Origin of the sequence: Haladaptatus cibarius D43 (assembly GCF_000710615.1) — an archaeon.
Lineage (GTDB): Archaea > Halobacteriota > Halobacteria > Halobacteriales > Haladaptataceae > Haladaptatus > Haladaptatus cibarius.
This window is the reverse complement of sequence record NZ_JDTH01000001.1, coordinates 771,610-787,539: the sequence shown is the minus strand read 5'-3', so window position 1 is coordinate 787,539 and position 15,930 is coordinate 771,610. Positions and strand designations below refer to the sequence as shown.

Here is a 15,930-nt window from a genome sequence, read left to right as displayed (position 1 = left end):
ACTGAATCGGTAAACGAAGGCCTTTTCGAATACGACTGAGGAATACGAACAATGAGTACTGATCGGATAACACAAAATCTTACAAGACGAACAGGCAATTCGTCGCGGGAGCTGTTAGCGCGTCTATTCTTCTTCACGTGCGCGCTCCTGTCGATAATGACGACCGTCGGTATCATACTGTTATTAGTCAACGAATCGCTACGGTTTTTCAGCGAAACAGCAGGACTGTTGGGGGTCAGCGGGGAAACAGCGTCTATTCTTGACTTCTTCACTCATACGACATGGCGGCCCAGCAACGGCGAGTTCGGCGTTTTGGCACCGCTGACCGGGACGCTCATGGTGACGATTGGGTCGGCAATCATTGCGTTACCACTCGGCGTCGCAACCGCACTCTATCTCAGCGAGTACGCGAGTTCGCGCACGCGGTCAGTGTTGAAGCCAGCACTCGAAATCCTCGCAGGAGTGCCGACCATCGTGTACGGGTTTTTCGCACTCATCTACATCACACCGTTCCTCGACATCTTCATCGACATGCAGTTTTTCAACATGATGTCGGCAAGCATCGTCGTCGGTATCATGATTATCCCGATGGTCGCGTCTATCAGTGAGGACGCGATGAGTGCTGTTCCCGACGAACTCCGTCAGGCAGGATACGGCATGGGTGCGACGAAGTTCGACGTTTCTGTCGGCATCGTCATTCCTGCGGCGATTTCGGGGATTTTCTCGTCGTTCATCCTCGCACTGTCGCGTGCAATCGGTGAAACGATGGCGGTGACTATCGCGGCAGGGAGCGTGGCGTTCCTACGGAACCCACTCAACCCAATGGAGTACACCAATGCAAACATGCCGATGACGGCGGCAATCGTGAACAATCTCACAGGTGACTTCGCCGGTGGCGGACTCGCATACCGGAGCGCGTTCGCCCTCGGTCTTACCTTGTTCGTCATCACGCTCGTGATGAACGTCATCAGCGACCTCATCGCGGAACACTACCGGGAGGAATACTAAGATGGCAACAGACACCGGCGGACTCGAATCGACGGAGCAGTTTTCACGGATTAGCCGAACCACTGGAACGATATTCAAGTACACTCTGTTGGCCGGAACCCTCGTCGGAATCGTCGCGCTCGGCATCCTACTGTTGTACGTGGCGAACGACGCCATCCAACCGCTCACCGCCGACCCGGGCTGGTATCTCGTCTTCTTCGCAACCTTCGTCCTGCCCACCGTCGCCGTCGGTTGGTATCTGAACCAAACTAGCGGAGTCGCATTTTCGACGGGGATAACCACAATCGGGATGCTCCTCGTCGGGACGATATTCGCGGCGGGTATCTCGACCGTCTTCATCGACGTGGTGTACCCGCTCATGTGGTTCGCGTACTTCGTCGCGTTCGCCGTCCCCATCGCGTTCGCCATCGGATTGAGCAGAAGCGATTTCGAAATCCCGTTCCTCGGCTGGTTAGGTATCACGGTGCTCACCTTTGGCGCATCGTTGGTACTCGTGCCATACGGCATCCTTCGTCTGCTCTACATCCCGACGAACGGCATGTCGATTGCACTCACCTTCGGTTCGGTGGCTGCACTCGCCGGAAGAAGCTACGTTAGCAAACGGTGGGACGAGGAACGAACCGCGAATATCGCGGCCGGAATCATCCTCCTCGTGACGATACTGTCGCCGTTTGTCGGTGCTTTCACCGGCATTGGGGCGGTTCCCGCACCGATTCTGACGACAATGGCCCTTGTCCCGGTCGGACTCTACGTCGCCGACACGGTCGCTCATCGACCGGAAAACAATGTCGGGCTCGCATTACCAGTCGCCATCATCGGCGGTGCGCTCCTCGGGGCGTTCCTCGTTGACGTGCTTTCGTTCGCCGGGCCGCAGTCGTGGCTCGATTGGGGATTCGTCACGGGCAACAGTTCAAGCACTGCCGCAGACGCGGGTTTATATCCCGCAATCGTCGGTTCGGTGCTGTTGATGTTCGTAGTCTCCCTCGTATCGTTCCCGCTCGGCGTCGGTGCCGCGGTGTACCTCGAAGAGTACGCCCCGGATAATAAGCTAACGAGAATCGTCACAATCAACGTCTCGAATCTGGCGGGCGTTCCAAGTGTCGTATACGGCCTACTCGGCGCGGGTGTCTTCGTCACGTATCTTGGCCCCGGTATTCCAGTGCTTCCCCCAGCGATTGCGAACCCGCTCGGTCTTACACCGATATACGTCGCCGGGAACCTGTTCGGTTCCGGAACAATCGTCGTGGGGGGATTGGCGCTCTCGCTACTCATCCTTCCCATCATCATCATCTCGTCGCAGGAGGCGATTCGAGCGGTGCCGAACAACATGCGACAGGCGTCGTACGGTATGGGAGCGACCCAGTGGCAAACGGTGAAAAACGTCGTTCTGCCCCGAGCGTTCCCCGGCATCCTCACCGGAACGATTCTCGGACTGGGACGTGCAGTCGGTGAAACTGCACCCCTCATCATGATTGGTGCGGCGGCCATCGCCCCTGTCCCGCGCACGTTCGAGTCGGTCGTCGCCGCAATGCCGATGCAAATCTACGTGTGGGCAGGGGAGTTCGCCACGCCGGAGTTCTTCAACCGAGTCGTTCCGGCGGGTGTCATCGTCCTGCTCGTCGCCATGCTGGCGATGAACTCGGTGGCGATTGCACTGCGGAACAAGTATCAGAAGGAGGGATAAACTATGAGTCAAGAAAACATGCAGAACGAGGAAACGAGTGACAGAGCGCATGCGGAAGAGCCATCAAATTCGATGTCAGACGACATGGTAATCGACACCGACGTCGATTCGGGAAGCGTCAATCGTGCAGACACGCAACCAATCATCACGTCGAAGGACGTGAAGGTCTGGTACGACGGCGACCAAGCACTCCAAGGAATCGACATGGAGATTCCGAAAAACCGCGTCACCGCGATGATTGGCCCGTCTGGTTGCGGGAAATCCACGTTCCTCCGGTGTATCAACCGGATGAACGACCTCATCGATGCCGCAACTGTCGAAGGCGAACTCTCCCTGCGCGGGAAGAACGTCTACGACAACGACGTTGACCCGGTGGCGCTCCGTCGCCGCGTCGGAATGGTGTTCCAGAAGCCGAATCCGTTCCCGAAGAGCATCTACGACAACGTCGCCTACGGACTCAACATTCAGGACAAAGACGGCGATTACGACGAAATCGTCGAAGAGTCGCTGAAGCGCGCCGCGCTGTGGGACGAGGTAAAAGACCGACTGGACGAATCCGGCCTCGAACTCTCCGGCGGACAACAACAGCGTCTCTGCATCGCCCGCGCCATCGCACCCGACCCGGAAGTCCTGTTGATGGACGAACCCGCGAGCGCGCTCGACCCCGTCGCAACCTCGAAGGTCGAAGACCTCATCGCCGAACTGGCGGAAGATTACACCGTCGTCATCGTCACCCACAACATGCAGCAGGCGGCGCGTATCAGCGACAAAACCGCCGTCTTTCTGACGGGCGGCGAACTCGTGGAGTTCGACGACACGCAGAAAATCTTCGAGAATCCCGAACACGAACGCGTCGAAGATTACATCACCGGCAAGTTCGGATAAGATTCATACCGACGACTCTCGAACACACAACTACCTCAGATTCAACTTATGGCACGCAAAAGTTACCAACAACAGTTGGCCGACCTCCGTGAGAACGTTCTTTACATGAGCGAAGTCGTGATGGAGCGACTTCGTCTCGGACTCAACGCACTCGAACAGAAAGACCGCGAACTCGCCAACGAAGTCATCGAGGGCGACGACGAGGTGAACGAACTGTACCTCGACTTAGAACAGGACTGCATCGACCTGCTTGCGCTCCAGCAACCGGTCGCAAGCGACCTCCGGATGATTGCCGCGTCGTTCAAAATTATCACCGACCTCGAACGAATCGGCGACCTCGCGGTGAATCTCGGCGAGTACACGCTCCAAGCCGACCACGACGTGTTCCCCGAAGTCGATATTCAAGAACTCGGAAACGTCACTCTCGACATGCTGGAGGAGACAATGGACGCCTACGACGAGGACGACACCGACGCCTGTTACGCCGTCGCCGACCAAGACGACGATTTGGACGACCTCTGTGAGCGCGCCAGCGCGCTCGTCGTCCGCGACCTCATCGAGACAGAACTCGAAGAGAACACGGAACAGGAAATCGAGCGTCTGCTCCAAGACGTTTCCCGCCTGCTGCTCACCATCCGCGACTTGGAGCGTATCGGCGACCACGCAGTCAACATCGCCGCCCGCACGTTCTACATGGTCGAGAACGACGACGAACTTATTTACTAGCACCTTTTTCTGCGGTCGGGAGCCGGGACGAACGCCGCGCGGCGTTCGTCTCGGCCTACCTCCCTGGAAAAATCTGCACCAAAAGCACTGCGTCACCCCCTCCGTCGCGTCGAAAACTCGCGGTGCTCGTTTTCTTGCTCCGTCGAAGGTTTCTTGGCCCGGAAAATCGGAGATTTTCCGGAGAGTAAACTGGCCGCCAGCGGTTGTGTAGTTTGCTGATTTTTGCCGGTTGTGTCACCGGCCTATCGCTCGGGTTGCTCGCTATCCTACGCTAGTGACCGAAGCTCTCATAAGCGACCATCGGGAGCGATAGGCAGGCCTACTTTTCACAGCGACAAGCACACCCTCCGCGAACGAATGGCTCGTCAGAGCTTGCCTCTGACGGTGCTTTTGGTCCAGCTTTTACAGGGAATGCGAGATAGCGAAGCTATCTCGTTCCTTCACGGGCGACGCCCGTGAAGAAGCCAGCAAACGAGACGACGGCTGCCGTCATCTCGCTTGCCTGCGACCGTCGTAAAAGCTGGTAGCTAAAACGTTCTATTGGAAACCGATTCTGCCGCCAGTCTGGCGCTGTGGGCCGGACGACCCACCCTTGAAGTCCTGTTCGATTTGCGTGTAGTAGTCGAGCAGGTCTTCGGTGATGGTGGCGCGCACGCCCTCCATCGCCGCGCGGAAGTGGCGCATCTCGACCTCTTCTGCGTCGTCGTCCTCGCGCAGGGCCTCGATTGCGGCCTCGCGTGCGATGGATTCCAAGTCGCTGCCGACGTAGCCGTCGGTCATCTCCGCGAGTTCGCGCAAGCTCACGTCGGGCGCGAGCGGAGTTTCCTCGGTGTGGATTTTGAGGATTTGCTCGCGGCCTTCCTCGTCGGGTTGGCCGATCATGACGAGGCGGTCGAAGCGACCCGAGCGGATGAGCGCCGGGTCTATCATGTCGGGGCGGTTGGTCGCGCCGATGACCATCACGTCGCCCTTTTCTTCGAGACCATCGAGTTCCGTGAGCAGTTGGTTGACTACGCGCTCGGAGACGTTGCTGCCGACCTCCTGACTTCGGCCGGGGGCGAGGCTGTCCAACTCGTCGAAGAAGATGACCGTCGGACTGACCTGCCGCGCTTTGCGGAAGGTCTGACGGATGGCCTTCTCGGATTCGCCGACCCACTTCGACAGCAGTTGCGGGCCGCGAACGCTGATGAAGTTGGCGTTCGTCTCGTTGGCGACTGCCTTCGCCATCAGCGTCTTCCCGGTTCCGGGCGGGCCGTAGAGCAGGACGCCGGACGGCGGGTCGATACCCATTCGGTCGAACTTCTCGGGGGAGGTAAGCGGCCATTCGACGCTCTCTTTGACCTGACTTTTGGGGTCTTCGAGGCCACCGACATCGTCCCACGAAATCTTCGGCAGTTCGACAAGCACCTCGCGCATGGCCGAGGGTTCGACCTCGTTCAGCGCACCCTTGAAGTCCTTCCGCTTCACAATCATCCGGTCGATGAGCGACGGCGGGATGGACTCCTCGTCCAAGTCGATTTCCGGCAGGTAGCGCCGGAGTGCCTTCATCGCGGCCTCCTTGGTCAGACTCTCGATGTCTGCCCCGACGAAGCCGTGGGTGTCGTTCGACAGGTTCGGCAGGTTCACGTCGTCCGAAAGCGGCATTCCGCGGGTGTGAATCTGGAGGATCTCCGTGCGGCCTTCCTCGTCCGGCACACCGATTTCGATTTCGCGGTCGAACCGTCCGGGGCGTCGAAGCGCGGGGTCAACCGAATCGACACGATTCGTCGCCGCGATGACGATGACCTGTCCGCGCGCTTCGAGGCCGTCCATCATCGTCAGCAGTTGCGCGACGACGCGGCGCTCGACTTCGCCGGTTACGTCCTCGCGTTTGGGCGCAATGGAGTCGAGTTCGTCGATGAAGATGATAGATGGCGACTCCTCGGCGGCGTCCTCGAAGATTTCACGGAGTTGCTGTTCGGACTCGCCGTAGTATTTCGAGATAATCTCCGGGCCAGCGATGGAGAAGAAACTTGCGCTGGTTTCGTTGGCGACTGCCTTCGCCAGTAAGGTTTTTCCGGTACCCGGCGGCCCGTGCAGAAGCACCCCTTGTGGCGGCTCGATGCCGAGTTTTTGGAAGATTTGTGGATGCTTCATTGGGAGTTCGACCATCTCCCGCACGCGCTGGATTTCGTTCTGCAGACCGCCGATGTCCTCGTAGGTGATTCCGCCGCCGGTCTTCTCGAAGCCGGAAATCGGCTCCTCGCGCAGTTCGACTTCCGTATCCTCGGTGATGAGACAGACGCCTTGCGGATCCGTCTCCACCGCAATCAGCGGGATTGCCTGTCCGGGCGAACGCATGAACGGATGGTTCGTACTCGACATGACGGGCACGATGTCGCGCTCGACCACGGGACGTTTCAGAATCTGGCGCTTGACCATTCCTGCGGCGTCGCTTCCGAACTGGACGCTCGCCTCCTCGGGGGGAGCGAGCACCAGTTTGTCGGCCTTTTCGGCTTCGGCCTTGCGGATTTCGACGCGTTCGCCGATGCCGACATCGGCGTTCTGGCGCGTGAAACCGTCGATGCGGACTGTATCGGTGTTCCAGTCCTGCCGATCGGCGCGCCAGACTTTCGCCGCCGTCGTGTCGCCGCCTTCGATTTCGATGATGTCTCCGGGGCTCAGCTTCAGATGCAAGAGCGTGTCCGGGTCGAGACGGGCGATGCCGCGTCCCGAATCGTTCGGATACGCTTTCGCGACCTCCAGTTGCACTTCGTTCATGATTGTTCAGTCACGGGGATGGTTATGGGTGATAGTTCGCGGGGCATAAGTCCTTTGCTACCGGGGTTTTCGGCCACGCTGTCTGCCGATATTGTAGGGCGGTGCCCGCGTGCGATGGTTGACACTACGGGATAACAGTACAAAGGGATAGTGGTGCCGACACGACCGGTGGGATTTTCGCGTTCCGGCCCTCCTTGGGACGTATGAGGACGCTTGCGTTCGACGGACGAATGGGGGCCAGCGGCGATATGATTCTCGGGGCACTGCTCGATGCCGGAGCAGACCGAAGCGCGCTCGAACCAGTGGAAAGCGCGCTCGACGTGGAGTATTCGGTCGAAGAAGCGGTGAAAAACGGTATTTCTGCGGCGCGGGTTCGCGTGCTGTTGACCGGCGATTCGTCGGACGACGGGGACGAAGACGATCATCACCACGATGACGAAGACGGTCACGAACATGCTCACGAACATGGACATCAACACGATCACGAGCACAAACACCACCACGACCATTCTCATGCCCATCAGCACGCGGAAGGTTCCGGCCCGGCGCGAACCTACCGAGAAGTAATCGACCTGCTGGAGTCGTTGGAACTCGACACCGCGGTCGAATCCGACGCGAAAGCCGTCTTCCGGATTCTGGGCGAAGCGGAGGCGAGCGTCCACGACACCGACCTCGATTCGACGCATTTCCACGAAGTCGGCGCGGACGACGCCATCGCGGACGTGGTCGGTTCCTGCCTGCTGTTCGCCGACTTGGAGGCAAAACGAGTCGTGACGACCCCACTCGCAACCGGCGGCGGACAGGTCGAGATGAGCCACGGAACCTACCCGATTCCGGCCCCCGCCGTGGTCGAAGTTGCGACGCAGGCCGACTGGTCGCTCGCTGGTGGGCCTATCGAGGCCGAACTGCTAACACCGACGGGAGCCGCGATTCTCGCACACTTCGCAGACGGGGTCGAAACGGTTCCAACGCTGAACGTCGAACAATTGGGCTACGGCGCAGGAGGATTCGACTTCCCCGAACATCCGAACGTTCTCCGCGTCCTTGCTGGCGAATCTGGGGAGGGCGGCGGTCTTATCCGCGACGACATCACGGTTCTCGAAACGAATCTGGACGACGCGCCGCCGGAAGTTCTCGGCGGCCTTCAGGATACTCTCGCGGATGCGGGCGCGAGAGACGTGACGATTCTTCCGGCGACGATGAAGAAATCGCGTCCGGGCCATCTTGTGAAGGTCATCACGAAACCGGAGGATGCGGAGCGAGTCGCCCGGAAATTGGCCGAGGAAACCGGAACCCTCGGCGTTCGCACGTCGGGCGCGAGTCATCGTTGGATTGCCCGTCGGGAGTTCGAGACGGTGACGCTGGAAATCGATGAATCGGAGTACGACGTGACCGTCAAGATTGCGAGCGACGACTCCGGGTCGGCGTACGATGTGAGTACCGAATTTGACGACGCACTTGCTGTGGCACAGGAAACCGGGATTGCGGTTCGTGAGGTGATGCGGCGGGCGGAAAGGACGATACACGAAAATCTATAACTATCGACAAATCGTAGGAGAAATATGGTTCTCGTCCGCGTTCAATGCCCCTTCGACGGCTGTGACGGAATGGGTGAGTTCGAAACCGACCCCGAGGGCGAAATCGTCGCCCGCGAGAAGGGGTACGTCGAACTCGATAAATTTCAGAAAGTCGGCAAACAACTGATGACCGGGTCGATTGTCAAGGAAGAACATCTCCAGTGCCCAGTGGACGAGATGCACCAGTACACCGTGCTGGTCGAACTGTAGCCGGGCAATCGCCGCTGTGTCCTACTCCTCACGATGTTCAGCGAGCGCCTCCTCGATGGTCAACTCGCCCGCCGCGACACGGCGGGCGAGTTCCTCGTCGATTTCGCGATTGTCTTCCGACCGCTCGCGCGACCGACGTTTGATGACGCCGAGTTCGCCCTGCGTCGGTTCAATGTCGCGTTCTTCTACGACTTCGCCCTCCAGTCGCGCGATGTTGACCGCCGCGAGCACGTCGCCCATGCCGCGTGCGCCGGTGCCGAGGTAGGGCGTCGTTCCGGTTTCGTCCACGAGTTCAATCAGTACGTCTTCGAGTTCGCGGATGAGATGTGCGCCTTGTAAGCGCGCGCCGTCACCGATTCGAACCACGGGGTCGATGGCGTCTTCGACCTCCTCGCGGACGACTTCGGCGGCGTCGGCAAGTGGGACGTGAAACGCAGAGATGACGAAGTCACCCGAGAGAACCGCGATACCGGGGCGGGTTCCGGGGTCGATGCCAATAATGGTTCTCCCAGATTCACCGCGAAGGATGGCGAGCGCCTCCTCGACCGCTTTTCGAGGATGTTCCGAATCCGCGACGACGACGGGAAGGTCGGCCTCCGGATTGATGTCGTCCCCTTCTCCCCGAATGCAGATTCGGGCGTGTTCCGGAAGGTCGTCGCCCGGTTCGATAGTCGTGAACCGGACGCCCCTGTCGCGCAGTTCGTTCACCACGTCGTGATACACTTCGAAATCCGCTGTCGCAACGACGACTGTCACTGTGTTCCCTTCGCAGGGGTGGAACAAAATCGCCACGGTCGAAAACGCATCACAGTCGGGCTAAAACCGGAACTTTTTGCGTGAGAAGGGCCAAGACCGCATGTGACCGACGCCGAGAAACTGACGACCGGGTGTCCGCCCGTGGACGACCTACTCGGAGGGGGAGTTGAACGAGGAACCGTGACGCAGGTGTACGGGCCGCCCGCGGCAGGAAAGACGAACGTTGCGCTTGGAACCGCAGTCGAAACCGCGCGGGACGGCGGCACCGTCGTCTACATCGACACCGAGGGCCTCTCAGTCGAGCGATTCGAGCAAGTCGCCGAGGCGAGGGTGAGCGACGTGGACGAGGTCGCGTCCCGAATCATCATCAAGGAAGCCCTCGATTTCGCGGAACAGGAGGCCGCAGTCAAGGACGTGAGCGAGTTCGCCGACCGCGCTGACCTCGTCGTCCTCGACAGCGCGACCGGATTTTATCGCCTCGAACGAAGCGAGGACACGAAGGGCGGGGAAGCACTCAGAAGCGTGGCCCGGCAAGTAACCCATCTACTTTCGTTGGCGCGAAAGCACGACCTCGGCGTTCTCCTGACGAATCAGGTGTACACCGACCCGGATTCGGACGGCACCCGACCCCTCGGCGGACACACGCTGGAACACTGGACTGGCGTCGTCCTCCGGGTAGACCGATTCCGCGGCGGTAACCGCCGGGCGACCCTCGAAAAACACCGGTCGAAATCCGCCGGAGAACGCGCCCAGTTCCGAATTACGGACTCCGGATTGGAAGGCATGGAAGAGACGGTTTGAGGGTGAATTTAGGGATTCATTTTTCGGTTCGGAATTGCTGTGACTGCTGTGCTGTGTTCTCGAACGACGATTGTTGTACAATCACTTTGCGGGCGAGTGCACCGCACTCGCCCGCCTCCGAGTTCGCAACGATGTCCCATTCTCCAGTTCGAAACTCACGGAGTTACGCAAGATAGTTGAATCCGCTCCCCCGAAACACGGGTATGACCGACTATTTCGAGGTTCACGACCGGGATGGGGCGGCCCGAATTGGGGAACTCCGCCTTTCCGAATCCGTGACCACGCCCGGACTCGCTGGCGATGTCGTCTCCGACGCGGGAAGCCTCTGGTTCAAAGAGCGCGAGATGCCCGCGGGTGACGAGTCGCAGTTGACCGTTCTCCCCCATCGCGCATTTCCGCGCGGCACCGACGAAGAAGTGATGGAATCCTTTGCGGTGGACTATCCCGACGTGGAGTTCCCGAGTGCTGCCGTAATCGCACCCGAAACAGCGGAGGATTTCGGCACCGACGCCTACATCCTTTCTGGCGCGCAAGGCGTCGTCGGCCACGGAGCGGGGTTCAAAGAGGCAATCATCGAAACGCGCGAGGCGATTCCGTCCGACAGCGCGCTCTTTTTGTCCGGTGTCGCCACGCCGAAAAACGTCGCTACGCTCGTTTATTCGGGGGTTGACCTCGTGGACGCAGACTGCGCCGTCGTCAAGGGAACGCAAGGAAAATACCTGACCACCGAGGGAGAATACTATCTCGAAGACCTCCAGGAACTCCCGTGTTCCTGTCCGGCCTGCCAGCGTCCAGTGGAGAAGTTCACCCGCGAGGACTGCGTTGCCCACAACGTGAACGCACTCCGGGCCGAATTGGCAGTCGTCCGCCAACGAATCCGTGCGGGCCGACTTCGGGATTACATCGAGGGACAGACCCGCCACGAACAGTGGCTTACCGCCGCGTTCCGCGAGTTCGACCAACAGTGGAGTTACGTGGCGGAACGAACGCCGGTTCTCCGGAACACGGAACTTGCCGCCGCAACTTCCGACTCCCTGCGCAGGGTCGAGATTCAGCGGTTCGCAGACCGCGTGACCACGCGCTATCAAGGTCGGTTCGACAATCCATTGGTTCTGCTTCCCTGCTCCGCGAAAAAGCCCTACAGCGAATCCCAAAGCCACGGCCAATATCACGACGCGATTCAGTTCCGCGCGCACAAGGTATCGATGACGAGTCCCATCGGCGTCGTACCGCAGGAACTCGAACTGACCTATCCCGCCCAGCATTACGATTCCGTCGTCACGGGTCGCTGGAGCGAGGACGAAAAGCAGTTCGTCGCCGAAGTTCTCCGGCGGTATCTGGAGCGAAACGAGTATCCCCGCGTCATCGCACACGTTCCGGAGGAAGGCTACCGCGACGTGTGCGAACGAGTCGAGGACGCCCTCGACATGGAGTTCGAGTACACCGTGGAAGGACACCCGACCAGCACGGAATCGCTCGCCAACCTCGCCAGCACGCTCTCGGGCGAACTGAAATACGGCAAGCGTGAGCGTCAGCACAACACGGTTCGCGGCATCGCTGACTACCAGTTCGGCGAGGGTGCGGGCAACGACCTCTTTTCATCCATCAACATTGAGAGTCGCTACCCGAAACTCCGGGTTCACGACGATGACGGCGAGCAGTTGGCCGCGATGGTTCCGCAGTACGGGATGCTCTCGCTCACCCTCGCCGGGGCGCGCCAGTGGGTCGAAAGTGACGTACCCGAAAAACGAATCGAAATCGACGCCTTCGCGCCGCACGGAAGCGTCCTCGCGCCGGGTATCGTGGACGCGGACGACGACATCCGCGTCGGCGACGAAGTCGTCATCGAAGGGCCGAAAGCGTTCGCCATCGGCCGCGCCGAGATGTCCGGCCCGGAGATGGTGGAATCGACGCGCGGCGTCTCCGCGGACGTGCGACACGTCGAAGAGAAGTGATCTGCTGAATTACCCACCCGATAAATTCGAAATCCGCAGTCGCTCTGCCGTGGGGCGAAATTAGGCGATAAATAATAACCTTCTCCGCGTTGGTAGACTCCAGTATGGGAGTACCCGCTACCATCGAGTTCGACGACGCGATTCAACAACGCATCTACGACGAAGTCGAACGCAACGGTTCCGTCTCCGTCGAGGAAGTTCGCGACCAAGTCAGAATCGACTCACCGTCCGGGTCGAAACCGGCCCGCTCAGGAACCGCGGAACCGCAAGTCCGGATTCCGCCGGAAGAGTTCCAGCAGTACGTCTCCGCGCTGTTGGACGCGGGGCACCTCATCGAAGAAGAAGGAGAACTCCACCTCGCGCTCGACAACGACGTGGAGGAGTACGAAGAAGAGGGGCTTTCGTACCGAATTCGGCAAGCCCACCAGTTCGACCGCCGGGGCATCGAAACCGCGATTCGTGAAGTCGCCGACGAGGGGGCGTCGATTTCCGCGGAGCGAGTCGCCGCCGACATCGACGACGAGGGGGCCCTGCTCCGCAACAACGACCGACGTTCGCGGATGTTCTACGTGGCAACCGTGAGCAGTGGCGAGAACGAGGGGGAAGTCGTCGGATGGGTTCACCTCGATGCACCGGAACTCGACAAACTGCGCCACACCGCCGAACTGACCGTGGGCGTCCGCGGCCCGTACCGCAAACACGGCATCGGAAGCCGACTGCTGGAACGCGCGATGGCGTGGGCGAACGACGCCGGATACCAGAAAGTATACCAGAGCCTTCCCGCGACGAACGAGACAGCAATCGACCTCCTCGAAGATTTCAGTTGGGAAACCGAAGCGGTGCGAAACGACCACTATCTCGTCAGCGACGAGTTCGTTGACGAAGTGATGATGGCTCGAAAGCTCTAACGGGAGGGTTTGAGGTTTGATTTTCTGGGCCTGCGAATCAGTATCATAGCGATCGTTTGATAAAACCGTGCTGAATACCGGGCGCGTATCGATCACGGACTGAGGCAAAATTTGTCCGGTCTAAAAGACGTAGCTCACAGATTGATATTTCTCAACTATTTCGATATGCACCATATCTGAGTACCGGAGACGTTTTATAGCGATAGCAGAAAGAGGAAGAAGACGGCATGGTCAGGCAGCTACCTTTCAACTCACGTGGTTTCCACGTGTAGTTACCGCTGGCTGGCCTACCCCGTCTCTATAACAACGACGAGCGACTGCTATTTCATAACCAGAAGATACCGAACCGAGAGCGTGAGGTTCGCACGTCTATCGATCTGGAATTTCGTAACTGATGAGGGTGGTGAATACACCTTCTCCGTTCAGCACGCCATTCTTGTCGATTTGTAATATCTTCAATAAAGCCATTTTTCGTATCTTTTCCGCCGAAACCGATTTCTGGGACGTGCTGACTGGCGGTTTCGGCCGTGACGTGGAGTCGGCAACCGGAATCAGAGTAACATCCTCGACCAAAAACCCCCTTCGTCACTCCCTTCCACGTCGTCCGCGAATTAGCGACCACATCGCGTTCAGCAGCAAGCCGCCGAGAAACAACAAGAGAAGCGGCCAGAGGACGACCGGGCCAGCAACCGCAATCGGTGCGACGACTGCCAGTTTTCCCGCGATAGTCATCGACGCACCTCTGTCGGCGCGTCGATGGCAATCCACTGGTCTGTACGCTCCGGATTCCGGAGTTCGACCCACCCATTCGGACAGAGTATCGTCTCGCACTGCCCCCGTGCGTTCGTCATCACTCGGGACGGTCGTCCGTGTCCATTCACCTCACCAGTCCGATTGCTAGATGCGTCCTTAGTTATCCGCGCCGTAGCCGGAATAAGACCGGCCTGACTACCGCGCCAGTGGGAGACTATAGCTCTTCTCACGCTCCATGACGGCTTCCCACGTGTGCTCGCACTCGCAGGTCACTTCGTCGAACACGGAGGGGTCTTGCCGGAGGTCGAAATCCTTGATGGCCTTCTGGGCGAGGTCGTCGCAGTCGCCGCAGTTGTGCGCGCCGCGGTCGGAGCCGTGGCCGACCGGGTCGGAAATGACGATTGCAGGCGCGTCAGCCGTCTCCTGTAGCACTTCACAGACGCTCCAGAGCCACGGCGGTCGGTAGCCGTTTCGGAAGTAGAGGTCGTCTACCATGGTGTATCGCTGAACGTTCGTCGGGTTCATCGACACCGTGTGGGCGTACTCGGCGCACTTCCGAATCGACTCCTTCATGTCCTGCACCGCATCGGCCTCCGAGAGGAACGGCGGTTTCATCAGCAGGTAGGCTTTGATGCCCGCGCCGACCGATTCGGCGTGTTCGCTGGCTTCGATGAACTGCTCGAAGTCGAAGTATTTGTTCACGCAGTCCTTTCGAACGCGGTCGTTCGCCGTCTCAAGTCCGATTGCCACGTCGGTTTCCAGACCGACGCCGGTGAAGTCCTCCAACTTTTCCTGTTCCACGAAATCCGGCAGGCTCTCGACGACGATTCGGTCACGGTCGGAAAACGTCTCTGCGATGGCTCGTCGGGTTTCGGCACCGACTTCGCGCTCGTCCAAAAACGACCCGGAGGTGTAGATTTTGATGAGGCCGCTCGTTTCCTCTGCGTTCTCGCGCTCGTGGTCGAGACAGACCTCGATTTGGTCCATCAGGGCCTCGTGGGCGACGCTTCCACCCTCGACGGATTCGGCGACGTAGCCACACATCGTACAGCCACCGGCCCGCGCCCAGCGACAGCCACCCGTGTTGAGAATGATCGTGAGACTCTGGTAGACGCCATCCGGCGTGTTATCCTCGTCCAACCACACACGCGTCGGTTCGTGTGGGTCGTAATGCTTCTCCTTTTTCGCGCGAATATCGCGCATCACGGAGTTGTGGGCATCCATCCCCTTGCCCTGTTCGTAGCTCTCGGGAGTCGGCGTACTCATTATCGAGAAGAGCGGTTACGCGCGTAAATCGCCTTCGTCTCGTCCGGCGACGAGCCGCCACGTCGTGACCCCAACCGTTGCCCCGAATGCGTTCGCAGTCGCGTCCCCGATTCCGCCGTGGCGAACCGGAACAAACGTCTGGGCGATTTCCATTAGGATTCCGAAACCGGTCGCTCCTGCGATGGCCACCAGCGCGATTACGATCGCGCTGGTGGCTTTATCGGCCTCCCCGTCCCCACTCGACAGCGCGATTGCGAGCAACACGCCGAAAACGCCGTAGCCAATCCCGTGATACCACTTGTCCATTCCGACGAGTCCGAGCGGGGCGAAAGAGGAAACACCAGCGTCGGGAGTCGAGAATACCGAAAAGTAACAGATACCGACCGCGAAGGCGAGGACGGCGGCCCAGTTTCGCATGGTCGGTTTGTCGAGGGGAGCGGACATTCGTTCGCCAAATAGTAACAGGCAGTGTAAAGGACGACGATTACCGATTGTTTGATAGACGGTATATGCAGTATCATGAATCTTTCCGACCGAATATAATTCTACGAAATACAGTACAGAATCTACTCATTAATTGATTTATTATCTGATAAATAGAGGTCTGAAATCCATCTTCGGGGGTTGCTATAGCGATATTG

Annotated in this window: 15 protein-coding genes; 9 read left to right on the top strand and 6 right to left on the bottom strand. The window is 59.2% G+C overall.

Features of this window, described 5'->3' with window-relative positions:
- Positions 1 to 51: 51 nt before the first annotated feature.
- The 4 genes from pstC (at position 52) to phoU (ending at position 4,303) form a co-directional block, all read left to right on the top strand.
- Complete coding sequence (gene pstC, locus HL45_RS04085) at positions 52 to 1,008, top strand: phosphate ABC transporter permease subunit PstC (protein WP_049969816.1); 957 nt, start codon at positions 52 to 54, stop codon at positions 1,006 to 1,008.
- Between the two features lies 1 nt (position 1,009).
- On the top strand, positions 1,010 to 2,692 hold the full coding sequence (gene pstA, locus HL45_RS04080) for a phosphate ABC transporter permease PstA (protein WP_049969815.1): 1,683 nt from the start codon (positions 1,010 to 1,012) through the stop codon (positions 2,690 to 2,692).
- 84 nt (positions 2,693 to 2,776) lie between these two features.
- Positions 2,777 to 3,577, top strand: coding sequence for a phosphate ABC transporter ATP-binding protein PstB (pstB, locus tag HL45_RS04075; RefSeq protein WP_233274690.1), 801 nt, complete (start codon positions 2,777 to 2,779; stop codon positions 3,575 to 3,577).
- A 48-nt stretch (positions 3,578 to 3,625) separates the two neighbouring features.
- A complete protein-coding gene (phoU, locus tag HL45_RS04070; RefSeq protein ID WP_049969813.1) occupies positions 3,626 to 4,303 on the top strand; it encodes a phosphate signaling complex protein PhoU in 678 nt (225 codons plus the stop codon).
- Positions 4,304 to 4,840: 537 nt separating this feature from the next.
- Here phoU and HL45_RS04065 read toward each other — a convergent pair.
- Complete coding sequence (locus HL45_RS04065) at positions 4,841 to 7,063, bottom strand: CDC48 family AAA ATPase (protein WP_049969812.1); 2,223 nt, start codon at positions 7,061 to 7,063, stop codon at positions 4,841 to 4,843.
- A 203-nt stretch (positions 7,064 to 7,266) separates the two neighbouring features.
- On the opposite strand from HL45_RS04065, the gene larC reads away from it, so the two are divergent.
- Both larC and HL45_RS04055 read left to right on the top strand, forming a co-directional pair.
- Complete coding sequence (larC, locus tag HL45_RS04060; protein WP_049969811.1) at positions 7,267 to 8,601, top strand: nickel pincer cofactor biosynthesis protein LarC; 1,335 nt, start codon at positions 7,267 to 7,269, stop codon at positions 8,599 to 8,601.
- Between the two features lie 24 nt (positions 8,602 to 8,625).
- Complete coding sequence (locus HL45_RS04055; RefSeq protein ID WP_049969810.1) at positions 8,626 to 8,850, top strand: hypothetical protein; 225 nt, start codon at positions 8,626 to 8,628, stop codon at positions 8,848 to 8,850.
- Between the two features lie 21 nt (positions 8,851 to 8,871).
- On the opposite strand, the gene HL45_RS04050 is transcribed toward HL45_RS04055, so the two are convergent.
- Entirely contained in the window at positions 8,872 to 9,606 is a 735-nt protein-coding gene (locus HL45_RS04050; RefSeq protein ID WP_049970081.1) for a hypothetical protein, read from the bottom strand.
- 102 nt (positions 9,607 to 9,708) lie between these two features.
- Here HL45_RS04050 and radB point away from each other — a divergent pair, with 102 nt between their 5' ends.
- From radB to HL45_RS04035, 3 genes are all read left to right on the top strand, one after another.
- Entirely contained in the window at positions 9,709 to 10,407 is a 699-nt protein-coding gene (gene radB, locus HL45_RS04045; RefSeq protein ID WP_049969809.1) for a DNA repair and recombination protein RadB, read from the top strand.
- A gap of 203 nt (positions 10,408 to 10,610) precedes the next feature.
- Positions 10,611 to 12,362, top strand: coding sequence for an archaeosine synthase subunit alpha (gene arcS, locus HL45_RS04040; RefSeq protein ID WP_049969808.1), 1,752 nt, complete (start codon positions 10,611 to 10,613; stop codon positions 12,360 to 12,362).
- A 104-nt stretch (positions 12,363 to 12,466) separates the two neighbouring features.
- Positions 12,467 to 13,270, top strand: coding sequence for a GNAT family N-acetyltransferase (locus tag HL45_RS04035; protein ID WP_049969807.1), 804 nt, complete (start codon positions 12,467 to 12,469; stop codon positions 13,268 to 13,270).
- Positions 13,271 to 13,855: 585 nt separating this feature from the next.
- On the opposite strand, the gene HL45_RS21085 is transcribed toward HL45_RS04035, so the two are convergent.
- From HL45_RS21085 to HL45_RS04025, 4 genes are all read right to left on the bottom strand, one after another.
- A complete protein-coding gene (locus HL45_RS21085; RefSeq protein ID WP_162833842.1) occupies positions 13,856 to 14,002 on the bottom strand; it encodes a hypothetical protein in 147 nt (48 codons plus the stop codon).
- Positions 13,999 to 14,121, bottom strand: a complete 123-nt coding sequence (locus HL45_RS21765; protein WP_267879582.1) for a hypothetical protein — start codon at positions 14,119 to 14,121, stop codon at positions 13,999 to 14,001. The genes HL45_RS21085 and HL45_RS21765 overlap by 4 nt, the downstream gene beginning before the upstream one ends.
- A gap of 97 nt (positions 14,122 to 14,218) precedes the next feature.
- The gene (locus HL45_RS04030; RefSeq protein ID WP_049969806.1) at positions 14,219 to 15,289 is read right to left on the bottom strand and encodes an archaeosine biosynthesis radical SAM protein RaSEA; all 1,071 of its coding nucleotides are present in this window, start codon (positions 15,287 to 15,289) and stop codon (positions 14,219 to 14,221) included.
- 15 nt (positions 15,290 to 15,304) lie between these two features.
- A complete protein-coding gene (locus HL45_RS04025) occupies positions 15,305 to 15,733 on the bottom strand; it encodes a VanZ family protein (protein ID WP_049969805.1) in 429 nt (142 codons plus the stop codon).
- Between the last annotated feature and the right edge of the window lie 197 nt (positions 15,734 to 15,930).